22 protein-coding genes are annotated in these 21,640 nt (G+C 52.9%); 8 read left to right on the top strand and 14 right to left on the bottom strand.

The window, feature by feature from the left end; all coding sequences use genetic code 11:
• Positions 1 to 46 precede the first annotated feature (46 nt).
• Together flgK and flgL are read left to right on the top strand one after the other, a co-directional pair.
• Positions 47 to 1,705 (top strand): flagellar hook-associated protein FlgK, encoded by a 1,659-nt coding sequence (gene flgK, locus M0220_RS07255; protein WP_030074295.1) that lies wholly within the window; start codon positions 47 to 49, stop codon positions 1,703 to 1,705.
• Positions 1,706 to 1,720: 15 nt separating this feature from the next.
• A complete protein-coding gene (gene flgL / locus M0220_RS07250; protein WP_264019034.1) occupies positions 1,721 to 2,974 on the top strand; it encodes a flagellar hook-associated protein FlgL in 1,254 nt (417 codons plus the stop codon).
• 11 nt (positions 2,975 to 2,985) lie between these two features.
• Here flgL and fliR read toward each other — a convergent pair whose 3' ends face one another.
• From fliR to fliF, 13 genes are all read right to left on the bottom strand, one after another.
• Positions 2,986 to 3,777 (bottom strand): flagellar biosynthetic protein FliR, encoded by a 792-nt coding sequence (gene fliR / locus M0220_RS07245; RefSeq protein WP_030074293.1) that lies wholly within the window; start codon positions 3,775 to 3,777, stop codon positions 2,986 to 2,988.
• Positions 3,778 to 3,781: 4 nt separating this feature from the next.
• Positions 3,782 to 4,051: a flagellar biosynthesis protein FliQ gene (gene fliQ / locus M0220_RS07240; RefSeq protein WP_027958744.1), complete on the bottom strand. Its 270-nt coding sequence runs from the start codon at positions 4,049 to 4,051 to the stop codon at positions 3,782 to 3,784.
• A 28-nt stretch (positions 4,052 to 4,079) separates the two neighbouring features.
• Complete coding sequence (gene fliP, locus M0220_RS07235) at positions 4,080 to 4,847, bottom strand: flagellar type III secretion system pore protein FliP (RefSeq protein ID WP_030074292.1); 768 nt, start codon at positions 4,845 to 4,847, stop codon at positions 4,080 to 4,082.
• A gap of 8 nt (positions 4,848 to 4,855) precedes the next feature.
• Positions 4,856 to 5,308, bottom strand: coding sequence for a flagellar biosynthetic protein FliO (fliO, locus tag M0220_RS07230; protein ID WP_264019033.1), 453 nt, complete (start codon positions 5,306 to 5,308; stop codon positions 4,856 to 4,858).
• Entirely contained in the window at positions 5,305 to 5,820 is a 516-nt protein-coding gene (fliN, locus tag M0220_RS07225; RefSeq protein WP_264019032.1) for a flagellar motor switch protein FliN, read from the bottom strand. The genes fliO and fliN overlap by 4 nt, the downstream gene beginning before the upstream one ends.
• On the bottom strand, positions 5,817 to 6,872 hold the full coding sequence (gene fliM, locus M0220_RS07220) for a flagellar motor switch protein FliM (RefSeq protein ID WP_030074289.1): 1,056 nt from the start codon (positions 6,870 to 6,872) through the stop codon (positions 5,817 to 5,819). The genes fliN and fliM overlap by 4 nt, the downstream gene beginning before the upstream one ends.
• 21 nt (positions 6,873 to 6,893) lie before the next feature.
• Complete coding sequence (gene fliL / locus M0220_RS07215) at positions 6,894 to 7,370, bottom strand: flagellar basal body-associated protein FliL (protein WP_030074288.1); 477 nt, start codon at positions 7,368 to 7,370, stop codon at positions 6,894 to 6,896.
• Positions 7,371 to 7,564: 194 nt separating this feature from the next.
• Positions 7,565 to 10,567 carry a flagellar hook-length control protein FliK gene (locus tag M0220_RS07210; RefSeq protein ID WP_264019031.1) on the bottom strand — a complete coding sequence of 1,001 codons (3,003 nt, stop codon included), beginning with the start codon at positions 10,565 to 10,567 and terminating at the stop codon, positions 7,565 to 7,567.
• 23 nt (positions 10,568 to 10,590) lie between these two features.
• The gene (gene fliJ / locus M0220_RS07205; protein WP_030074285.1) at positions 10,591 to 11,043 is read right to left on the bottom strand and encodes a flagellar export protein FliJ; all 453 of its coding nucleotides are present in this window, start codon (positions 11,041 to 11,043) and stop codon (positions 10,591 to 10,593) included.
• Positions 11,044 to 11,045: 2 nt separating this feature from the next.
• Positions 11,046 to 12,434, bottom strand: coding sequence for a flagellar protein export ATPase FliI (fliI, locus tag M0220_RS07200; RefSeq protein ID WP_030074284.1), 1,389 nt, complete (start codon positions 12,432 to 12,434; stop codon positions 11,046 to 11,048).
• A 14-nt stretch (positions 12,435 to 12,448) separates the two neighbouring features.
• A complete protein-coding gene (locus M0220_RS07195) occupies positions 12,449 to 13,213 on the bottom strand; it encodes a flagellar assembly protein FliH (protein WP_030074283.1) in 765 nt (254 codons plus the stop codon).
• A complete protein-coding gene (fliG, locus tag M0220_RS07190; protein ID WP_030074282.1) occupies positions 13,206 to 14,213 on the bottom strand; it encodes a flagellar motor switch protein FliG in 1,008 nt (335 codons plus the stop codon). Before fliG ends, M0220_RS07195 begins: the two co-directional genes overlap by 8 nt.
• Positions 14,206 to 15,957, bottom strand: coding sequence for a flagellar basal-body MS-ring/collar protein FliF (gene fliF, locus M0220_RS07185; RefSeq protein ID WP_030074281.1), 1,752 nt, complete (start codon positions 15,955 to 15,957; stop codon positions 14,206 to 14,208). Before fliF ends, fliG begins: the two co-directional genes overlap by 8 nt.
• A 256-nt stretch (positions 15,958 to 16,213) precedes the next feature.
• Between fliF and fliE the strand changes: the two genes are divergently transcribed.
• Positions 16,214 to 16,540, top strand: a complete 327-nt coding sequence (gene fliE, locus M0220_RS07180) for a flagellar hook-basal body complex protein FliE (protein WP_030074280.1) — start codon at positions 16,214 to 16,216, stop codon at positions 16,538 to 16,540.
• 133 nt (positions 16,541 to 16,673) lie between these two features.
• Here fliE and M0220_RS07175 read toward each other — a convergent pair whose 3' ends face one another.
• Positions 16,674 to 17,066, bottom strand: coding sequence for a flagellar protein FlaG (locus M0220_RS07175; RefSeq protein WP_264019029.1), 393 nt, complete (start codon positions 17,064 to 17,066; stop codon positions 16,674 to 16,676).
• 358 nt (positions 17,067 to 17,424) lie between these two features.
• Here M0220_RS07175 and M0220_RS07170 point away from each other — a divergent pair, with 358 nt between their 5' ends.
• The 5 genes from M0220_RS07170 (at position 17,425) to M0220_RS07150 (ending at position 21,638) form a co-directional block, all read left to right on the top strand.
• The gene (locus tag M0220_RS07170; RefSeq protein WP_264019028.1) at positions 17,425 to 19,116 is read left to right on the top strand and encodes an HD domain-containing phosphohydrolase; all 1,692 of its coding nucleotides are present in this window, start codon (positions 17,425 to 17,427) and stop codon (positions 19,114 to 19,116) included.
• A 207-nt stretch (positions 19,117 to 19,323) separates the two neighbouring features.
• Complete coding sequence (fliS, locus tag M0220_RS07165) at positions 19,324 to 19,740, top strand: flagellar export chaperone FliS (RefSeq protein WP_030074277.1); 417 nt, start codon at positions 19,324 to 19,326, stop codon at positions 19,738 to 19,740.
• Between the two features lie 8 nt (positions 19,741 to 19,748).
• Positions 19,749 to 20,156 carry a flagellar protein FliT gene (gene fliT, locus M0220_RS07160; RefSeq protein ID WP_030074276.1) on the top strand — a complete coding sequence of 136 codons (408 nt, stop codon included), beginning with the start codon at positions 19,749 to 19,751 and terminating at the stop codon, positions 20,154 to 20,156.
• Entirely contained in the window at positions 20,153 to 21,361 is a 1,209-nt protein-coding gene (gene fliK / locus M0220_RS07155; RefSeq protein WP_030074275.1) for a flagellar hook-length control protein FliK, read from the top strand. Before fliT ends, fliK begins: the two co-directional genes overlap by 4 nt.
• Entirely contained in the window at positions 21,345 to 21,638 is a 294-nt protein-coding gene (locus M0220_RS07150; protein ID WP_030074274.1) for an EscU/YscU/HrcU family type III secretion system export apparatus switch protein, read from the top strand. Before fliK ends, M0220_RS07150 begins: the two co-directional genes overlap by 17 nt.
• Positions 21,639 to 21,640 lie beyond the last annotated feature (2 nt).

Genomic DNA, 21,640 nt, shown 5'->3' with positions numbered 1-21,640 from the left:
TTCTGCGCACTGCCGATAGACTTATTATCGGCCTAAGGAATTGACCATGAGCATGTTTTCAATCGGCTTAAGCGGCCTCAATGCGGCGCAGAATGCCCTCAGTACTACCAGCAACAATATCAGTAACGTTTATACGCCTGGGTATAACCGTGAGCTGGCTCAGCTTGGCCAAGGGCCGGTTGGGGGCGGCGTTAAAGTTGACAGTATCGAACGCCAATTCAATACCTATGTCTCGAACCAGCTTAACAACGCCAAAACGCAATCAAGTGCGTTGAACACTTACAATAACCAAGTGACCCAAATTGATAACTTGCTCGCGGATCGTGAAGCGGGTTTGTCGCCATTGATGCAGTCGTTTTTCTCATCGCTAGAAGATTTAGCCGGCGCACCATCGGACCCAGCGGCCCGCCAAGGGGTCGTAGGTAATGCCAATACACTTAGCGCTCAGTTCCGTTCCTTTGATGGTTACCTGCAAGACATGCAGAGCAACGTTAATAGTCAGATTAGGGACGAAATTACCCAGGTCAATAACACCGTAGAGCAAATTGCTGGACTAAATCGTGAGATTGCTCTGGCTCGTGCTCGCAGTGGAGAAGCCCCAAATAGCCTTTTAAACCAGCGCGATCATTTTATTTCTGAACTTAATGAGCGCATGGATATACGTTTAAATATCCAAGATGGAAAAAGCTACAATCTCAGCCTACCAAACGGTCAGCCGCTGGTGACAGGTACCAATGCGTTTAGGCTGGAAGCCATACCTTCTGAGGCTGATCCACAGCGAACGGTGGTGGGCTATCGCGATGGCCAAGGAAAAGTGACTCAGCTGGAAGAGTCAACGATTAAAGGCGGTGCGTTGGGTGGTTTAATGACGTTTCGCTCAGAAACTCTGGATAAAACGCAGAATCAAATTGGCCAACTGGCAGTGTCACTTTCTGTGGCGTTTAATGAGCAGCACAAGCAGGGTGTCGACCTGAATGGTGAGCAAGGGGGAGACTTCTTCACTGTACGATCACCTCAGACGATCAGCCATGATGATAACAGCGGTGTTGCCATCGTTGAGTCTGCTGAGTTTGATATCGACACGCTAGATCAGCTTCGCGCAACAGATTATACCGTTCGTTTTGAAGGCAATACGCCAACGGTAACGCGCAACGATAACGGCGAGACGGTAGACGATGTTGACTGGAATGCGGGAACCGGCGCGCTGACGTTTGGTGGAGTCGCTCTCACGTTTAGCAACACACCTGCCAATGGCGACCGGTTTGAAGTGCAACCAGTACGCCGTGGTGCTAGCGATATGAATGTGGCGGTCAATGACCTAGACCGTATCGCAGCGGGTAAGCCATCAAACCCTGAAGACAATCCTGAGGATTGGGTAACGGCGGGCGCTGGTGATAACCGCAATGCCTTGGCGTTACAGGACCTACAGCAAAAACCCATTGTGGGAGGTAGCGCATCGGTGAGTGGCGCGTATGGCGTGATTGTCAGCGATGTGGGTAACCGTACTAATATTACGCAGGTGAACTTAGATGCACGCCAAGGGTTAACCGATCAATTGAAAGCCGTTCAGCAATCTGAGTCGGGCGTTAACCTTGATGAAGAAGCAGCTAACCTGATTCGCTACCAACAGTATTACCAAGCGAATGCGCGTGTGATTGATACCGCAGGCGCGATGATGGACACCATTTTGAACCTGCGGAATTAATAAGGAGCTTAGGCGATGCGTATCAGCACGGTCACCATGTTTGAGCAGAGCACGGCTTCTATTAACCGTCAGCAAAGTGATTTCTTAAAAGTTAGTCAACAGATTGCCAGCGGTCGTCGCGTGGTTAATCCTTCTGATGACCCCCAAGCTGCGTCGCGTGCCGTGGGCGTTGATCAATCCAAAGCGATGACCCAACAGTTTGCCGATGCTCGGGTGACGGCACGCAATTCGCTATCGCAGACAGAGAGCATTCTGAACAGCGTCAGTGATGCGGTTACTAGTGCAAAAACACTATTAATCCAAGCCTCGAGCGATACGCTTAGTGATGTGGACCGTGAGTCCATTGCCAGTGAGCTAAAAGGTATCTACGAAACCATGTTGGGGCAGGCGAATGCCACCGATGGTAATGGTCGCTACCTGTTCGGTGGTTACAAAGATAATGCGCCGCCATTTGTAAAATCCGCGGAAGGCGGCGTGGAGTATAACGGTGACAGTAGTGTGCGCCAGCAGCGTGTTGATGCCTCCCGCTTGATGCCAGTTGCTGAAAATGGTGTCACCGTTTTTCAGGGCGTACCCAGTGGCGCCGGCTATATCGCTGAAGCCAATGCAGAGAACCAAGGAAGCGTTACTTTCAGCGGCCCCCAGCTGACGGACGTTAACGCTTCCGGCTATGGCGATAGCTACCGTGTCGTGTTCAAAGAAGATACGTCGCTGGACAGCGGCATCAGCTATCACGTACAGCGCTTTAGTGGAGGTGCGTGGCAAGAGGATGCGGCGAGCGCAGTGGCCAGTGGCGAATATGTCGGCGACGGTCAGCAGCTTAGCTTTGGTGGTATTAATGTCACGCTAACCGGCAACGCTGAGCCTGATGATGAAATTCTGATCGCCCAAGCGGGCAGTGAACAGCGCGGTGCTGACCTGTTTCGCACCATGGAAGCGGCTATTAGCGTACTAGAAACGCCAGCTCAAAGTGCGACGGATAAAGCCGCCTTGCGTAATACACTAAACACGTCAATGCGCGACCTTGATAACGCCCTTGATAACGTACTGACCGTTCGTGCATCGGCGGGTGCCCGGCTGAATGAACTAGATGTGGTTGATGCGGTAGGCGGCAACCGAATGCTTAACTATGAGCAAACGCTGTCTGACTTAGTCGATTTGGATTATGCCGACGCGATTTCTGAATATAGCCTGCGGCAAGTAGGACTACAGGCCGCTCAGAAAGCGTTCGTCGATATTCGCGGCATGTCGCTATTCGATTATATGTAGTGGTTTATGACTTAGCCCAAGGGAGCCATCGTTTCGATCAAGCTCTGCATAAAGGCGAGCCCTTGGCTAAAAAGGTGCTGTAAAAAACGGCCAATATCGGTCATTAGCACCATCAACAGAATTAGTCCCACGGTTAATGAGGCAGGGAAGCCGATATTGAATACCGTCAACTGTGGTGCTGAACGGTTGAGGATGCCGAGCGCTAAGTTAATGATTAACAGTGAGCCGACCAGCGGTAGCGCGAGTAACATACCGGAAGCAAAAATAGTTCCCGCATAGCGTGCCAGCAGCTCAAACGCATTCGGGTTTAAGGCACCAATGCCGATAGGTAGTGTTTCAAAGCTCATTATTAATGTTTCTAACACCATCAGGTGGCCATTCAAGGCAAGAAACATCAACAGCGTAATCATATAAAGAATACGTGACAGCACCATAATGTTGGTGCCACTCGACATATCGAAAAAGCTGGCAAACGCCAACCCCATCTGTAAGCCGATAAACTCGCCGGCAGCTTGAACCACGGCGAAAATAATATGCATGACTAAGCCAATAGCAACGCCTATCAACAGCTGCTCAATCATGATGCCCAGGCTCGCCCACGACATGATGGGAACGTCAGGCATGGCAGGCAATATCGGGGCAATTACAATGGCAATAATAGCCGCTAGTGCCACCTTAGCCTGATTCGGAACGCTGGAGTGGCCCCATAAGGGCGAGGCTGCCATAAAGGCAGTAATGCGAGTAAACGGCCAAAGAAACGCCACTAACCACGCCTGTAACTGGGCGAATGTCACCTCCACCATGGCGTTACATCACCATGCTGGGGATATTAGTGAAGAGGCGATGCGTGAAGTCGGTGATCAAACCAATTAGCCAGGGCCCAGCAAGTACCAGAACGGCGAAGACGGCTAATATTTTAGGAATAAAGGTCAGCGTCATTTCATTTATTTGGGTGGCCGCCTGGAACAAGCTGATGATTAGGCCAGTGAAAAGGGCGGCCAGCAGCATGGGGCCTGCAAGCAAAAGCGTTACCCGCATACCTTGGTAAGCAATGCTCATCACCATTTCCGGGGTCATAGATACTCCTGGCCGCTGAACGCGACGCTCAAATCATGTAAAAGCTTTCTGCAAGTGAGCCTATAATTAACTGCCAGCCATCTACCAACACAAACAGCATGAGCTTAAAAGGTAGTGAAATTGTGATTGGTGGCACCATCATCATACCGAGTGCCATTAGCGTACTCGCCACGACTAAATCAATAATCAGAAAAGGAATAAAAATCGTAAAACCAATCTGAAACGCAGTCTTAAGCTCACTGGTAACGAAGGCGGGTAGTAAGACCCGCATAGGTAACTCTTCGGGGCCTTGCATCGGGCCAACATCGGCAAGGCGAACAAATAGCGCTAAGTCAGGCTCGCGGGTTTGGGCGAGCATGAATTCTCGAAACGGTTGCTGAGCCCGCAGTAAGAACTCTTCAAAATTGATTGTTTCATTCGTGAGCGGCAGCCAAGCGGCGTCATACACTTGGTTTAAAACAGGCGACATAATAAAAAACGTCAAAAACAACGCGATACCCAATAAAACTTGGTTCGGTGGCGTTGCCTGGGTGCCCATGGCGGTCCGCAGCAAGCTAAGTACAATAATGATGCGCGTAAAACTGGTCATCATTAGTAGCATGGCTGGCAAAAAGGCCAAAGAGCTTAAGAATAGGAGCGTTTGTAACGACAGCGACCACTGTTGGCCGCCATTATCCAACGGTTGAGACACCAGCCCAGGCAGCTGTTGAGCGTGAGCAGGTAGAATAAATAAGCAGCAGGCGATAGCGGCAAGTATTAGCCACCAACGCCGCCCAACAGGCCAAGCGACATGCATCTTGTATCTCATGATGTGTGGTTTGAATCGGAGGCGGTAGAAGGCGGGCTATCCTGTTTGCCCCGGTGGCTGGCAAGTGCCTGGGCTAAACGCTGAGAAAAACGCGAAGGCGCCTCGGGGGGGGGCGAGTTAGGGCGGTCAGTCGGCGCAGGTCTTTCATGCAGTTTGGTTATCCGCCCACTGCTCACGCCGACCACCAGCCAGGTATCCTCTATTTCAACCACGACAATACGTTCGCGATTGCCTACCGCAGTGTTACCCACAATTTTTAAGTGGGCTCCGTGTTGATGACGCGCGGTTTGCCAGCGTTTCAGTACCGCTGTGCACAGCAAAATAATGGCAATGACCAGCGCGAGTGACGCTGCTGTTTTGCCGAGTGCTGCCATGCCTATTAAGGCATCACCACTGCCGCTTATGGCATCAAGTGAAGAGCTTGATGAAGAAGAGGGTACGGCGCTCATCGGTTGAGTTTATGAATGCGCTCAGAGGGAGTGATAATCTCGGTGATTCGGATGCCATATTTATCATCCACCACGACGACTTCCCCTTGGGCGATTAAATAGCCGTTGATCAAAATATCCATAGGCTCGCCAGCGAGACCTTCCAACTCAATCACCGAACCCTGGGCAAGTTCAAGGAGTTGCTTGATGGTCAGCTTTGTACGACCTAACTCCACCGTCAACTTGACCGGGATGTCCATGATCATTTCCAAGTCGCGAGACTCAGAATGGCCACTCTCAGCAGTTAATGGGCGAAATACTTCATCACTTGCCGGTTTAGCGACAGGCGCTTCTTGCTCTGGCTCGTTGCTTGAGGAATCGATCTCTTCCGCAGCTTCTTGCTCGGCCATCGCCGCTGCCCAAGGATCCTCCTCACCTGTGGCATCGGCACTTGTGGGTTCTTCTTGCTCAGACATGGCGTCCGCCCAATCGTCATCAGAGACTTTTTGATCAGGGTTGCTTGGATCAGTCATGCTTTGGGTTCCTTGGCTTTCTGTCGCGTTGAACCTTTAATAAAGTCCTTGGACGATAGGTTGTTCATAGCGGCATGGTCGATCATACGTAGCACGCGTAATGCGCGTTGCTGCTGTTGGCTCCCGTACTCGCACTCCATCACCGGAACACCGTCGACACGAGCGGTGATTGTGTTGGGGATATCCATGGGCAATACATCGCCCTTTTTTAGCCCCATTACATGGGCAATGCGGCTGGGTATTTGTGCAAACTCAGCGACTAGCTCAACTTCTGATTGACGAAGCTCGCTCGCCATACGCCGTGACCATGTGCCGTCATGATCATGGTTACTGTCGTTAATGGGGTTGGCGAGTAGATCCCTAAGTGGCTCAATCATGGCGTAGGGCATGCAAATCTGAAAGTTGCTCGATAGGTTGCCCACTTCGATATTAAATTTGGTATTCACCACAATCTCGTTGGGCGAGTTGGTGATGTTGGCAAACTTAGACTGAACTTCGGAGCGTAAAAAGAACGCTTCCAGGGGATAAACTACCTTCCAGGCTTCTTGGTAGGCATCAATAGCCAAGTTGAGCAGACGCTGGATAATACGCTGTTCGGTGTTGGTAAACTCGCGACCATCTGACTTTGTCACAAAACGACCGTCGCCACCAAACAGGTTATCTACCACCATAAATACCAAGTTTGGTGGAAAAACAACGAGTGCTGATCCGCGTAACGGCTTCATTGATACAAGGTTTAAGTTAGTGGGTACCGGAACGTTACGCGAAAAATCGCTAAAGCTTTGGTACCGCATCGACTCAACGGTGATGTCCGCACTACGACGAATCAAATTAAACAAGCCATTACGGAAGTAGCGAGCGAAACGTTCATTGATAAAATCTAATGCATGTAAGCGTTCACGGATGACCCTATGCTGTGTTGCTGGGTCGTAGGGACGAACGCGGTTTTCATCCTGCGCAGATGATGACGAAGTGGCAGGCTCATCATCTCCACTAACGCCCTTTAGCAAGGCATCAATTTCTTCCTGGGACAGTAGATCGTCCTGCGACATGAACGGCTCCAGTTCCCGGGGTTATTGCACAATAAATTCGGTAAACAGCACTTCCCGTAAATCTAAGGGAGGCTGATTTTCGGTAAGAGGAACGTTCAAGCGGCTGATAATAGCTTGAGCTAGCTCTTCTTTACCCTCAGTAGACGTTAATTCATCGGCTTGCTTGCCTGATAATAAGATAAGCAAGCGGCTACGTACCTGAGGCATGTGCTCTTCAATAATCGTCTTGCTTTGTTCGTTGCCAACCCGAAGCGTAATGCCGGTATAAAGTAAGCGGGAGCCATAACGGTCATCGGCTAGATTGACAGTAAACGGGTCAATGCGTGTGAAAACAGGCGGTACATGTTCAACGCTTTGCTGTGTTTCATCGTTTTCAGCACTTCCGCTACGTTGATCAAGCACTAAATAGATTGCTGCCGCGGCACCCGCCGACGATAGCAGTACTAGTACAATCATTATCCAAAGCAGTTTTTTAGACCCGCTGCTTGCTTCTGCCATTTGCTGTTCCCATCAATGTCACCCGTAACGCTCGCTAAGCATTATGCCTAACGCTGTTACAAATGATGAAATGAACAGGCTCATTGGATGAGCCTATCTTTTGGTTTAGTTACGTGATGCCGTAATAGTCAGTGTTGTCATACTGAATGCCAACACTTTATTTCGGGCATAGCGATTCTCAGACATAGCGCTTTTTAGGCATAGAGATCGACACGACCATCCTGCAACGGGAGAGTGCTTGTCTCTTTAAGTGGCACGCTTTCGCCGCCTGACTCAGTGAGGCGATCACCAGCGGTTTGGTTAGGCATTTGCTGAGCAAAGGCCTGCTCGTTGGGAGTTTGCTGCTCACCTACCGAGGTTTCACCTAGTGAAATACCCTGCTCAGCAAGTGCTTCACGCAATTGAGGAATAGCTTGCTCAATCGCCTGACGAACGGGGGCATGTGACGATAAAAAGTGCGCTTGGGTGCCCTGTTCAGTCACCTTAAGAGTGATCGACAAAGGCCCTAACTCGGTAGGGTGCAGCTGCATTTTAACCTGATGCTCTCCACCGCGCTGAGCAAATTGAATCAGCTGTTGCCCTAGCTGAGAAGGCCATGCGGGACTGGCAAGCGGCGTATTTAAAGTTGCTGTCGCTGGGCTATTAGGCATTGGTTGAGGTTGAGAAGTTAGCGATGTAGGCAACGACTGCTCGCTGCCTTTGCTAGTGCTGTTGATTGCATTCGCTGATTCTGCATCAGCAGGCAAACCGACCATCGCGTCAGCGCTCATGGCAGGTGCTGATGCGAGTGCAGTATTGAGTGGAGAAAGCGCGTGCATGCCTGGTGGCATGGTAGTAAACGGCTGGGTTGGAATAGTTTCCAGCGATGCCATTAAGGTCGGGGCATTGGCTGGGGAGCTGACTGTTTCCGCAGACCGCGCGTTAGCAGTTGGTGTGGTTGGGCGTAGAGAGGTATTGCTAACCGTTTGCTGTGTTGCAGCTGCCAAGGCACTGGCCAGCGATGAGGAGCCTAAATGAGCCGCTGCCTGTGTTGTGGCCTGTGTTGTGGCCTGTGTTAGCGCTTGTGCCGCTTGCGGTGCGTTTGCCACGGCGCTTTCGCCAGAGAGTGCTATCTGCACCTCACGTGGGATAGCGCTGGTGGGAGTGTCTTGCAGCGCGGTGGCCGTACTAGCGTTGGTCATCGTAACGGTGGGCCTAGGAACGGTAGGCATAGTAGCGCTAGTCGTGCCGCCATTAGCAGTCAACGGCAGCGCGGCTGGTGAAGCGTTGGCACTGGGCGCAGCTGCTGGCAGTGCCTGAGGCGAGGCAAAATTCGTCGTGGAAGACGCCACCGGTGGCGAACCAGTATTAGCTGCTGCCTGTGTTGTGGCCTGTGTTAGCGCTTGTGCTGCTTGCGGTGCGTTTGCCACGGCGCTTTCGCCAGTGAGTGCTATCTGCACCTCACGTGGGATAGCGCTGGTAGGAGTGTCCTGCAACGCGGTGGCCGTACTAGCGTTGGTCATCGTAACGGTGGGCATAGTAACGATAGGCATAGTAGCGCTAGTCGTGCCGTCATTAGCACTCAACGGCGGCGCGGCTGGTGCGGCGTTGGCACTGGGCGCAGCTGCTGACAGTGCCTGAGGCGAGGCAAGATTCGTTGTGGAAGACGCCACCTGTGGCGAACCAGTATTAGCTGCTGCCTGTGTTGTGGCCTGTGTTAGCGCTTGTGCCGCTTGCGGTGCGTTTGCCACGGCGCTTTCGCCAGTGAGTGCTATCTGCACCTCACGTGGGATAGCGCTAGTGGGAGTGTCTTGCAGCGTGGTGGCCGTACTAGCGTTGGTCATCGTAACGGTGGGCATAGTAACGGTGGGCATAGTAACGGTAGGCATAGTAGCGCTAGTCGTGCCGCCATTAGCAGTCAACGGCGGCGCGGCTGGTGCGGCGTTGGCACTGGGCGCAGCTGCTGACAGGGCCTGAGGCGAGGCAAGATTCGTTGTGGAAGACGCCACCGGTGGCGAACCAGTATTAGCTGCTGCCTGTGTTGTGGCCTGTGTTAGCGCTTGTGCCGCTTGCGGTGCGTTTGCCACGGCGCTTTCGCCGGTGAGTGCTATCTGCACCTCACGTGGGATAGCGCTGGTAGGAGTGTCCTGCAACGCGGTGGCCGTACTAGCGTTGGTCATCGTAACGGTGGGCCTAGGAACGGTAGGCATAGTAGCGCTAGTCGTACCGCCACTAGCAGTCAACGGCGGCGCGGCTGGTGCGGCGTTGGCACTGGGCGCAGCTGCTGACAGTGCCTCAGGCGTGGCAAGATTCGTCGTGGAAGACGCCACCGGTGGCGAGCTAGTATTAGCCGCTGCCTGTGCTGCTGGGTGTGGCGCTACAGAGGAAGCGCCACTATTTGCCGCCGTAAAAGATGTTTGCACAGACGGCAGCTGGTTAGGGCTCAGTGTTTGAGTCTGATTCTGACCTTGTGTCCGTGCCAGTGGAGTAGGCTCCGTGGCTAACGCGCGATCAGCTAACGCCGTGTGCATTGGTAGTGCTGTGTGTTCAAGAAAAGAAGCTGCGAAAGGTGAAGCGTTAGCAGGCTTCACGCTATCTGAATGGCTATCTGAAGGGTTATCCGACGACGCTTGAGTAGTCGCCGTTTCTAGGCTTGAGGCTGCTTTTGGCGCTGCACTGTTAGTGCTGGCACTGGAAACCGCTTCGTTGCGCACCGGTGACGGCGCAGAATACGAAGCGATAAGGGCTAAGCGCGCAGCGACCTCTTCAATAGTTATCGGTGTCGAGGTCTCAGCGCTGTCGTTGGCCAGTAACGCGGAGTCGTGTTCAGAGGTCAGCGCTTGCTCTGGCGCTGCTGGTGCTCTGTCTAGCGATTGGCTAGATGCCTGGGTATCGATACTAGTGGCGCGGTTATCAGCAGGCTGTTTGTGTGCGTTTACATTCGCCACGACATTTGCTGCTACGTTTGCCAACGCTTCCCCATCCAGCTCACTATCGAGAGATGCTATCTGGTCAACGATATCGCTCAATGGAACGGTTGACGTGTTTTCTGCCTGAGCGTTAGTGGGCGTGCGTGCCTGATGTTGGCTTGTTGCAGCCTGGGTCAACGCCTGAAGGAACATGCCATGTGTCGCACGCGGGGAGCTAGAGGCGGCAGGGTGGCTTGATGACGCGCTCGCCCCCTGACCCTGCATGGTTAGCAATAGCTCAATAGTCATAGATACAGCTCCTCGGCGCGGCGCTAATGCGACTGATCATTCGGCTGGCGGGCTAAACGGTTAGTTACAAAGTCATCGTTAGTTTTCTGCTCGTAACGCTCTTGACGGCGATGCTCTTCTGATACGCGTCTCGAGGTCAGCGTGTCGTAGGAGGAGAGCTTACGCTGTTCCTGCTGCCAATGCTGTTGGCTTTGCTGCACACGTTTTTGCTGGGCCACAAGTGCTTGCCGTGCTCGGCTGAGAGCGGCATCTAATGACCCTAGGAATTGCTGGTAGTTGTACATGGTGGCGGGGTCGATGCCGTCGCTCATCGCCTTTTGTAAACGCTCGGCATATTCAGCGCGATAGCGGTTAAGTGATTGAAGCTGTGCTTCTGTTTGCTGCTGTGTTTGGCGTTCTTCAGCCAGTAATTTCCCGGCTTTATCCCGGGCATCACGGGCTAAGCCTGTCAGCATGTCGAGCTGTGAATGACTCATCGCTAACCTCCCACTACCGCGTGCAGTGCTTGGCGTGATGCTTCAAGCGTTGCACACTCATCAATGTTTTGCTGAAGAAATCGCTCCAATGATGGAAAGCGGTTTACCGCTTCGTCCAGTCTTGGATCGTGTCCTGGGCTATAAGCCCCTACGCTGATCAAGTCACGATTGCGCTGATAGCGTGAAAAAAGCTGTTTAAAAGTGCGCGCCTCTTGTAGCTGTTCAGGCGAGCTAATAGCGGTCATCGCACGACTGATCGAGGCCTCAATATCAATTGCCGGGTAGTGCCCTGCCTCGGCTAGTGTTCGAGAAAGTACGATGTGGCCATCCAAAATCGCCCTGGCTGAATCGGCAATGGGGTCTTGCTGGTCATCGCCTTCGGTTAGCACGGTATAAAACGCGGTGATGGAACCGCCACCACGCTCAGCATTTCCGGCACGCTCAACAAGGCCGGGTAACTTAGCGAATACCGAAGGTGGGTACCCCTTGGTAGCCGGTGGCTCCCCAATGGCGAGGGCAATTTCACGCTGGGCCATGGCGTAGCGTGTCAGCGAATCCATAATCAGCAGCACGTTTCGCCCTGCATCGCGGAACCCTTCAGCAAGCCGCGTCGCGTAAGCGGCCCCTTGTAAGCGTTGCAGTGGTGAGGTGTCAGCAGGTGCCGCCACTACCACCGCACGCCGGCGGCCTTCAGGCCCCAGAATGTTGTCGATGAAGTCTTGTACCTCACGGCCACGCTCGCCGATGAGTCCGACCACAATGACATCCGCTTGGGTGTAGCGAGCCATCATGCCCAGTAAAACTGATTTACCCACCCCAGAGCCGGCAAATAGCCCCATGCGCTGACCTCGGCCGACGCTTAGTAGTGCATTAATCGCCCGAATGCCTACATCGATTTGCTCCTCAATAGGCGCGCGGGAAAGCGGGTTAAGCAGCGTTGCTTTAAGGGTTGCTCGCGGCGTATCTTCAACGCTTTCACGGTCGTCCAACGGGTTGCCGTTGCCATCGAGCACTCGCCCTAGCAAGTCATCGCCAATTGGAAAACGGCGAGCGCTGTGACCACTGCCATCGCTAAGCGGAGAGACTCTGGCACCTGGCATAAGGCCAGAAATTTCTTCTAATGGCATCAGAAACAGCTTGTCGCCAGAAAACCCGACAACTTCTGCTTCTGCATGTTTGTCGCTATCGTTCAACCGCCCATCCGCGCCAGGTAATTCGATGCGACAAGCACTTCCTACTGCCACGCGTAACCCCACTACCTCAATGACCATGCCCGTAGCACGTATCACACGGCCACTGGTACGGTAGTGAGGCAACTGACTAACGCGCTGCGTTGTTCGGTGCAGGGCTTTGCGCCAGCGGTATAGATGAGGGCACGTCGCGTCGCTCATGGCATTACCTGTGACTAAGAGGATGGAGGTTCATGGCTATGATGGCGCTTGCGTAACTGTGCAACGATCGACTGCCAGCGGCTTTCAAACGTAGCATCTAGCTCCCCTTGGGCACTGGTGATCCGGCACCCGCCCCGCGCAAGTTGGTCATCGGGCTGTAAGGTCCAGCTGGCCGCCAGTAGCTCGCTGCCAAGATGCTCTTTGACTAGCGTGTGATCTTGCGGGTTAAGCCAAAGGCGTTGCTGACCCACAAGCGGAGGCTCGGTGTGGAGCAGCTCACGGACAATCTCTAATACTTGCTCAGGGCGTTCTCGCAGTGCATCTGCGGCTAACTGTTTGCCAGTAGCCAGTGCGAGTTCAGCAAGATCGTGTGCCACTGTCTCATCAATACGCTCTAGTGCATCAGAAAATTGCTTGGCAAGTGAACGCAGCGGAGCCACGGTTTTACGCACCTGTTGCTCAAGCTCTTTCTCTGCTTGGGCGCGCCCTTCGCTAAGACCCTGTTCAAGCCCTTCTTGATGGCCGCGTGCTAAGCCAGCCTGATAGCCGGTTTCCTCTGCTTCCTGACGAATGCGTTCGTAGAACGCTTGACGCTCTTTTTCCTCACGCTGACGAGCCTGTTCAGCGGCTTTCTTCGCTGCTTCTACTTTGCGCTGCTGAGCGGAAGGTGTTGGCGCATCACTCGGTTGGGAGTTTTTCGGTTGCTGCGCCAATTCATCCATCTGCCAACGCCGCCAGCTGCCGTGCCGGTCAAACTCCGGCGTTTTGGCGTTAGACATACTCATCGTCTCCGCCCGCTAAGACGATCTCGCCGGAATCAGCCAGTCGACGGACTACCTGCAAAATAGCTTTCTGTTCGGTTTCTACCTGTGACACGCGAATAGGGCCGCGGGCTTCCATATCTTCGCGAACCAGGTCTGCTGCCCGCTGTGACATGTTGCGCAGGAACTTGTCGACCAACGCGTCCTGGGCTCCCTTGAGGGCCACCACCAGGGAATTGGTTTCGACTTCTTGAAGCACCATCTGAATAGCACGGTTGTCCAGGTCGAGTAGGTTCTCGAAGAGGAACATTTCGTCGATAATTTTTTGAGCCAAGTCTTCGCTGTGAGAGCGAACGGTTTCGATGGCTACTTCTTCCTGAGACGAGTTCATCAAGTTGAGAATTTCGGCCGCCGTTCTTACGCCACCCATCTTGCTGCGTTTGAGGTTTTGACCATCTAGCATGCTGGTTAGTACTTCCGTCAGTTCTTGCAGCGCGGCGGGCTGAACGCCGCTGAACGTCGCAATCCGTAGTACCACATCGTTACGCAGTTTCTCTTCAAACAGCTCAAGAATATCAGCGGCTTGGTGCCGATCCAGATGAACCAAAATAGTGGCGATGATCTGCGGATGTTCATCACGAATCAGCTCAGACACCATGTTGGCTTCCATAAGGTTCAGCGCATCAATGCCTGAGTTGCCACCGGTGGTCTCGAGAATATCCTCAATAAGGCTCGTTGCACGTTCGCTACCTAGTGCTTTTGTAAGCACAGAGCGAATATGCTCACTGGAGTTGAGGTTAAGCGCCACAAACTCTTCTGTTTCGTTATGGAAGGCTTCTAGTACGGCTTTCATATCCTCGTGTGAGACTTGATGTAAGCGAGCCATTTCCATACTGATGTCTTGTACTTCGCTGGCGCTAAGGTACTTGAACACCTCAGCGGCGCTATCCTCATCCAACGCAAGCAAGAGAATGGCGCTTTTACGTGCGCCGGTCATCTCGGCAATCGGGCTACTCATGGGTGTTCATCCAGCTGCGGATAATCATTGCGACCATGCGGGGGTCTTCCTGGGCCATTTCGCGTAGGTCGTTGAGGTTGTGTTCGTACAACGAGGTTTTACGACGACGCTTAGGTTTATTGCTATAGGTGTCTTCAGCCTCTGCAGACTGTCCACTCTCTTGCTCATCTTCTTCACCCCCGACACTAGCGCTAAAGGTACTGCCAGGCATTGCGGCAGCCATCACCGGCGGCTGGGTGTAACGCTTGATCAGAGGCCGTAAAATCAGCAGGTAAAGCAACAAGGCCGCAAGGGCAACTAGCAAATAGCGACCCAAGGTAGCAGCAATGGCGAGTGTTTCTGGCTGCTGCCACCAAACAACGTCAGACGCACTGTCATCAGTAGTAGCGAACGGTGTATTGACGACCTCTACCTGATCACCACGCGCTTGCGAAAAGCCCATTGCCTGTTGGACTAAGCGTTCAAGCTGAGCAACTTCTTCAGGGCTTAGGGCAACTTGTTCTGCTTCGCCTTCTTCATTGATAACACGGCGAAAGTTTACGACGACCGCTGCCGATAGACGCTCTACCTGGCCTAGCCGATGCTGAATGTGTTCAATACTGCGGTCAACTTCATAGTTAACGACATCTTCTTGGCGCAGGTTCTGGAGGGCGTTTTCAGGGACATCCTCTTCCTCTTCATCAGCGTCGGGCTGATTGATCAGCGCGGGTGCTACGCCAGGAGGGGTGTTGGTTAAGGCTCCTGGGATACCGGTTGCCAGCGGGTCTTCACCATCGAAAGATAGGCTAAGCTGGCGGCTACGAACCGCAGATTCATTGGGCGCCTGGTTGGGTGCATAGCGCTCAGAGGTTTGTTCACGGCGCGAAAAGTCGATCTGTGCGGCCACCTGCGCGCGGACGTTATCACTACCCAGTATGGGTGAAAGGATGTTTTCGATACGCCGTTGATAGGAGCGTTCAACTTCCGCTATATACTCAAGTTGAGAGCCGTCTAGGTCATTACCTTGTGATGTGTTAGCGGAAAGCAGTCGTCCATTTTGATCGACAATGGTGACGTCTTCCGCCGCTAGTTCAGGAACACTGCTGGAGACCATATGAACGATGGCGCTGACTTGCCCTTCACCTAGTACGCGTCCAGGTAGCAGTGTCAGAACAACGGATGCTTTGGCAGGCTCTCGGTCACGAATAAAAACGGAAGGCTTGGCCATTGAAAGGTGTACGCGGACCTTATCAACGGGACCCAGTGATTCAATGGAGCGGGACAGCTCACCTTCAAGACCGCGCTGGAAGTTAACTTGCTCAGCAAATTGACTGATACCGAACGCTTGATTCTCCATCAGCTCAAAGCCCAAGTTACCGCCACGGGGGAGCCCTTGCTCAGCAAGTTGTAATCTTAGCGTATGCACTTGTTCGCTAGGGATTAGCAGCGCCTGACCACCTTCGCTAAATTGGTAGGGCACGCCGCGACTATCCAGCTCCGCAATAATACGGCCGCCATCGGCTTCATTCAGGTTGCTGTACAGAACCCGATACTCTGGGCTGTTAGCCCACATGAAAAGCGCAGCAATGATCGCAATAGAAGCCGCCGCAGCGACCAATAGCACAACCAATGGGTTACCGCGCAGTTGCTTTAACGTGCGCTCAACCGTTGAGGGACTTTTAGTGTCATTTTCTGGCGTTCCACTGCGGGGTGTCTGTTGTGTCGTGCTGTTCTGACGGCCTGCCGTAGCATCAGTTTCGCTCATGCGTGCCTCCATAAAGGCAGGCAAAACTGATGACGGCTCAGGCGCATCACCAAAGAAAGCATAGGCTGATATCCGTCAATCGCGGTTATCCGCTAAAAAATGAAGCGGAATTGTGATGAACGCCATTATCCTGGGGCAAGTCGAGCATAAATGAACGAACAGGTCGGCTTTTAATGCGTATTTGTACGTATGAGTGTTCTACTACCAATGGTAGGCTTTTGGTATTACTCCACCTTCCTTTGGATGAGGCGTGTTTATGAGTTCACCTGCCATACAGTCAGCGCTACAGCAAATGCAAGGCTTAGCTACCCAAGCAGCCCAACCTATTAAGGGAGAGCATGTTGCCACAGCGGTGGGGCAAGGCGGTTTTGGTAGTGAGCTACAAGCATCTATTCAGCGCATCAACCGTTTGCAGCAGGCTGCGAATACCAAGGCGATGGCGTTTCAGGCAGGTGAGCCGAATATTGAGCTGAGTGATGTGATGGTCGATATGCAAAAAGCGAGCGTCGCTTTTCAGATGGGGTTGCAAGTGCGTAATCGCCTGGTAACCGCCTACCGCGACGTAATGAATATGCAGGTATAAATAACACTTATTCGCTGGCGTTAATACGGAATTGATAAAAACGCTTACGAAAGAAACAAAGAAGTAAACGAAGTGGGGGAGTAAGAGAGGGTGCCAAGCCAGCGGTAGCGACGTCTCCTCTCCCATCACTCGATTAGGCTTCTAGAGAAATAAGTCGGCCTTGTAATTCCTCCAGTCGCTCTGCAACGAGCAGTACTTCTTCTGCTGGTATTTGGCGAATAACATCCCCCGTTTCACGGTCGATGACTTTCGTGATAATCCGCTCAGACTGCTCGCTTAGGGCAAATTCCAGCCCACGTGGCCGTAGTGTTTCATTGATGCGCTGTATAGGGGCTAAGAGCGCTTCTTTAGTCAGCAGGCTAGGTTCATTTGGTTGGCTGCTCGGCGTACCTGGTAAGGTGCTTGTCAACGTGCTAAGCGGTGGCTGCAGAGACTGAACTTTTAGGGTGTGCGCGGGTTGGACGGGCATTGGTTGGTAAGGTATTGATGCCGTAGAGGCAAGGTCGTCAATGAAGAGTGGGCCCATAATAGTTAATCCTTTAAAAAAAGCCGCGCAAGAGGCAGCAAAGAAAAGGTGACGAGGCCATTCATCATGCCGCTATGAGCCTCTTTCATTTTTATCGGCAAACGTATAATCAATGTCATTGTTTATAAAGCGCAGGGCTGCTTATCGGTGCAGGCTATCACACTAGCGGTCGCTTCCCGCCGTTGTTGCTCCTTTACTATAGATGAAATGGGAGGGGGAGTTAGTTTTTTCATGAGCGTACGGTAGCCAGAGGCCTTCTGGTATGCTTTGCCGCGTTGTGATGGGTATATAGACGTAGCGTAATAACTTGGCGTAATAACGTGCTGTAATAACAACGTGGTAGGGAAGCGAAACGAGAATGTCAGTCCGACCAGATGAATACGAAAGTGTTACCAGTCCTGCAGCAGTCAGCTCTCTTTTAACTACCTTGATTGAAGGGGGGGGCGTATCGCTTTGTTTAGCTACCGAGGACGCTCGCCCAGAGCCTATCGTGTTGATGGAGCAACACGCTGGGAAGACATTGGTGATGGACTTATCTTCAGTTGATCATCTGTTAAGCCGCTTACAGCAAGGTGAGTCGTTTTTTCTACGTGGCCAATCCCAGGGTAAGGTGGTGCGCACGCCGCTTTTATCGCTGACAGAGACTCGTCATGCGGGTGGACGCTTTTTATGCTGCAGCGATTACCCCGCCACTCTAGACGTGCTGCAACGCCGCGAATCGTTTCGCGCCGAGCTGCGGTTTGGTATGGCCGTACCAGCCTCGTTGAGCGGTGAAAGTGGCGAACATATTGTGGGGGAACTGCGAGACCTTTCCCAGGATGGCTGCCAAATAGAGCTACCGCTAACCGCCAGCGGTGTGCTTTCTGAAGCTGATAGGCCCCTTGCACTTGCTTTTACGTTTCCAGATGGCACCTATTTTGAAGTACAAGGGGTGCCGCGCCATCAAAAAACCGATCCTGAGCGACACTTATTGCGGGTAGGTTTCCATTTCGCCAATTGCTCGTCCGAGCAAGAGCGGCAAATTTGGTATTTTGTTTGTGAAATTGAGCGCGAAGCTGCCCGTTACAGCAAAGAAGCGCAAGAGGATCGTCAGCCATCGCCGCTGTTTGAACAACCAAGCAAGCGCGCGCCAGGAAACGAGCACGTGGGGCGGCGAGATATCCGTCGCTATGCCACGCCTATGGCACGGCGGTTGGTGAAAATAGCGGCTTATTTAGATGCTCAGTTGCTGCTTTTACAGCAAGGGAGTGACATTGACTCTCGCCAGCTGTCACGCAACGCAGATCGTCTTTTGCAGCTGCATGAAGAGGATCGCGAGGCATTGCTGTTTGCGACACGATGTCTATCGCCAGAGCCGCTATTAGTTCGCCATGGAATCGCGGTAGCGGTGCATTTGCTTGATTTGGTTGGTGCAAATATGCCTCGTGACGTACGTAAGGCGATCGTCGCGAGTGGTTTGGTGCATGACCTTGGTAAGGCACTTATTCCGCAAATACTGTTTAAGGCCCCGCATTTTGAAGCTACTCATCGCCAAGCTATGAGTGAGCATGTGTCGTTGTTACTAGGCCGCTTACAGCATTGCCAGTGGCTTTCCGCTGCCGTTGCCCAAGCGGTCATAGGTGGCATTAATGAACGCCTGGACGGCAGTGGCTATCCTGATGGCTTAACCGGTAGTGACATTAACGAACTTGCCAAAGCGAGCGCAGTGGTAGATGTGGTAGAGGCAATGCGGCGCGATCGGGCAGATCGTCCTGCCAAAACAGCGCAACAAATCTATCGGCATTTACTGAGCCATCCGCATCAATTTGACCCCCGTTGGACCAAGCGCTATATCGAGCACTTCAAACCACTGCCGGTGGGGTCGCTTGCGCACTTTTCCAGTGAGCAGATGGCGTGGATTATCCGCCTTGATGCGCAGGGTGCTCCTGCTGAAGTGACGCTGACAAGTCAGGCAGAGTCGCCCATGCGCGAGACATTGGGCAACACTCTGCGAGGCGATGTACTTGAACGATTAGGTAAGCCAAAACGTGAAGTGGCGGTGTCCACATAGTCGGCTAGCCTGCTCAGAAAAGACGTAAAATTTTCTGAGTGAAATATAGGTTAAATATTAAAGTCTATTAGCGAGACGCCGATATATGTTGTAACTGAGCTAATAAGCTTGTTTCTGAATGATAATAGAACAGCGCGTGTCGGCGGTTGTGGTCGCTGTTATTCGCATCAATGCTGTTATTCGCATCAATATAGGAGAGACCCGCTTATGACATACTCTCGCGGCGGCACTGTTTATGGCCGAGGTGCCAACGCCTACGCTCGCGTTGGCGTGGAAAGCGGCGTTATGTCAGCTGATCCTCATCAGCTCATCGTTATGTTGTTTGATGGTGCCCAGGCAGCCATCCGCGCGGCGCGTATTCATATGCAAGCGGGCAATACGGCTGAAAAAGGAAAGTCGATTTCCAAGGCGCTGGATATCATCAATAACGGCCTGGCAGCTGCATTAGATCAAGAAAAAGGGGGGGATATCGCAGAGCGTCTAGCGTCGCTCTATGACTATATTGCCCGCTTACTATTAGCGGCTAACCTTCGAAACGATGAAGACAGTCTCAATCAGGCAGAGCGCTTGCTTGAAGATATCGCCTCTGCATGGCGTGAAATCGGTCAACAGCAAAGTGCGTGAGGCAAAGCATGTCGGCTTCTGAAACTGCTCGTGAAAATGCCCAGCAAACGCTCATCGATGCGTACGCCAAGCTACTCACGTGTGTTAGACAAATGCACGAACTCGCCAATGCGGAGCAGTGGGCAGAGCTGATTGAGCAACGCACCCACTATGTGATGTCCGTTGAGGCGTTGCGCTCGCGTGATGCCGAAACGGTGCTTGATGAGGCGGCAAGGAAGCGCAAGGCAGAGCTGTTAGAGGGTATTCTTGAGCATGATGTGGAAATTCGCCGTCGTTTGGTGGCCAGGCGGGATGAGCTGGGAAAATTAATCAGCGTCTCTCAGCGCCAACGTAATTTACATCGTGCTTATGCGCCTCAACAAGGCGAAGTGGCGGGCTTCGACGTGCCTAGCGATCAGGAGAAGGGGTTAACGTGAGTGGCATTACGCCGCTTATTGATACGCTCATGCATCAAGTGCTTGGGCGTCAGGGCGAGCTATCCCAGCGACCGCTTAATGCTCCCGTGCAACCGGTTCCGTCAGGTGACGGCCCGCGTGCACTGCAAGGAGACTCAAGCCTTGATGGGCGACCTTTATCATCGCCCTTAGGCGATCTTAGGCGGCTACCACCATCGCTTGATGGCCAGCAGCGGCAGCCTCTTTCGGGAGATGCCTCCAATGCGCCTCCAGGTTCTACCCAAACCCATTTTAGCCCAGCTGCCCGGACCATTGCGGATGTCTTGTTACGTTTTCCCGCGCCTCCCGCCGTGATACGCCCACAAACGCCATTGATGGGGCAGCAAGAAGCGCCTTCTGCACCAGCGTTGGCAAATCGCTTAGAAGGCAGCATTCGTGATAGCGGTCTTTTTTACGAAGCTCATCTAAAACGTTGGTTTCAAGGCGACGCTTCTCGTCAGCAACTGCTGCGAGAGCCGCAAATGCAGCCAGGGCCACGCCCTATGATGTTGCCAGCCAGTGTTGCAACGTTTGCAATGCCACCTTTCGCGTCTAATGCCGCGCTGAATGCCAGCAATGCAAACGTTGCCATACTGCCGAATTCGCTGTTGCTACCTGTGGCCAGTCATCAAAATGGCGTAACGGGATCTGGCACCCCAATGCTTGCGAATACCACTCTGCCGGTAGGGGCTGCGCGTGACCTAGCGTCGGCCAGCGTTGATATGACCAGTGCACGAGCACTGGACGAGAGTGCGGTTCTGCGCGGTGGCCGCGATATTGTCCATGAAAGCTTACAGGGGCTAGTGCGCCAGCAGCTTGAGCTACTGGTGATGCCTACCATTCGTTGGGAGGGCGACGTTTGGGCGGGGATTTTTATGGCGTTAGTGGTTAACCTGCCCTCACGCGAAGGTGAACAAGAAAATGCTCAAAAGGATGCTGATGCGGAAGAGGGCTGGCGTTCGGATATGCAGCTTGATGTGCCTAATTTAGGCGCCTTCAGCGCGTCGCTAAGGCTTTATCAGTCAACACTGAGTATTGACTTAACTACGGATGATGCTTCAACCCATGCCCGCCTAGAACAAGGAATTGGGCGTTTAGAAAGCCGTCTGGCGGCGTTAGATTTTCGTAGTGTTCAGGTAAACGCCCGTCATATCACCGTGGAGAGTCATCATGGCGACGTCGGCTGATCACCGTCGCCAAGCTGTCGCGCTTGCCTACCAGAATAAGGAGCAAGCACCGCGTGTCGTGGCAAAAGGTTACGGAGAATTGGCGGAAAGAATCATGGCTGAGGCTCAACGCCAAGGAATTTATGTACACGATGCCCCTGAACTTGTGGCACTGCTGATGCAGTTAGATCTCGATGCCGAGATCCCTACCAGTTTATATCAGGTGGTGGCAGAACTGCTGGTATGGGTATTTGAGTTATCCGAAGAGGGGTTAACTCCTCGACAGGGGCGTCGGTAGCC

It is taken from the genome of Halomonas qinghailakensis (genome assembly GCF_025820815.1).
Lineage (GTDB): Bacteria > Pseudomonadota > Gammaproteobacteria > Pseudomonadales > Halomonadaceae > Vreelandella > Vreelandella qaidamensis.
The sequence above is the reverse complement of the archived record's forward strand: the minus strand, read 5'-3'. Positions and strand labels throughout refer to the sequence as shown.

Bases quoted from the DNA above. Each gene is read 5' to 3' on its own strand.
- flgK (WP_030074295.1), top strand. From the start codon at position 47: ATGAGCATGTTTTCAATCGGCTTAAGCGGCCTCAATGCGGCGCAGAAT.
- flgL (WP_264019034.1), top strand. From the start codon at position 1,721: ATGCGTATCAGCACGGTCACCATGTTTGAGCAGAGCACGGCTTCTATT.
- fliR (WP_030074293.1), bottom strand. From the start codon at position 3,777: ATGGTGGAGGTGACATTCGCCCAGTTACAGGCGTGGTTAGTGGCGTTT.
- fliQ (WP_027958744.1), bottom strand. From the start codon at position 4,051: ATGACCCCGGAAATGGTGATGAGCATTGCTTACCAAGGTATGCGGGTA.
- fliP (WP_030074292.1), bottom strand. From the start codon at position 4,847: ATGCATGTCGCTTGGCCTGTTGGGCGGCGTTGGTGGCTAATACTTGCC.
- fliO (WP_264019033.1), bottom strand. From the start codon at position 5,308: ATGAGCGCCGTACCCTCTTCTTCATCAAGCTCTTCACTTGATGCCATA.
- fliN (WP_264019032.1), bottom strand. From the start codon at position 5,820: ATGACTGATCCAAGCAACCCTGATCAAAAAGTCTCTGATGACGATTGG.
- fliM (WP_030074289.1), bottom strand. From the start codon at position 6,872: ATGTCGCAGGACGATCTACTGTCCCAGGAAGAAATTGATGCCTTGCTA.
- fliL (WP_030074288.1), bottom strand. From the start codon at position 7,370: ATGGCAGAAGCAAGCAGCGGGTCTAAAAAACTGCTTTGGATAATGATT.
- M0220_RS07210 (WP_264019031.1), bottom strand. From the start codon at position 10,567: ATGACTATTGAGCTATTGCTAACCATGCAGGGTCAGGGGGCGAGCGCG.
- fliJ (WP_030074285.1), bottom strand. From the start codon at position 11,043: ATGAGTCATTCACAGCTCGACATGCTGACAGGCTTAGCCCGTGATGCC.
- fliI (WP_030074284.1), bottom strand. From the start codon at position 12,434: ATGAGCGACGCGACGTGCCCTCATCTATACCGCTGGCGCAAAGCCCTG.
- M0220_RS07195 (WP_030074283.1), bottom strand. From the start codon at position 13,213: ATGTCTAACGCCAAAACGCCGGAGTTTGACCGGCACGGCAGCTGGCGG.
- fliG (WP_030074282.1), bottom strand. From the start codon at position 14,213: ATGAGTAGCCCGATTGCCGAGATGACCGGCGCACGTAAAAGCGCCATT.
- fliF (WP_030074281.1), bottom strand. From the start codon at position 15,957: ATGAGCGAAACTGATGCTACGGCAGGCCGTCAGAACAGCACGACACAA.
- fliE (WP_030074280.1), top strand. From the start codon at position 16,214: ATGAGTTCACCTGCCATACAGTCAGCGCTACAGCAAATGCAAGGCTTA.
- M0220_RS07175 (WP_264019029.1), bottom strand. From the start codon at position 17,066: ATGGGCCCACTCTTCATTGACGACCTTGCCTCTACGGCATCAATACCT.
- M0220_RS07170 (WP_264019028.1), top strand. From the start codon at position 17,425: ATGTCAGTCCGACCAGATGAATACGAAAGTGTTACCAGTCCTGCAGCA.
- fliS (WP_030074277.1), top strand. From the start codon at position 19,324: ATGACATACTCTCGCGGCGGCACTGTTTATGGCCGAGGTGCCAACGCC.
- fliT (WP_030074276.1), top strand. From the start codon at position 19,749: ATGTCGGCTTCTGAAACTGCTCGTGAAAATGCCCAGCAAACGCTCATC.
- M0220_RS07150 (WP_030074274.1), top strand. From the start codon at position 21,345: ATGGCGACGTCGGCTGATCACCGTCGCCAAGCTGTCGCGCTTGCCTAC.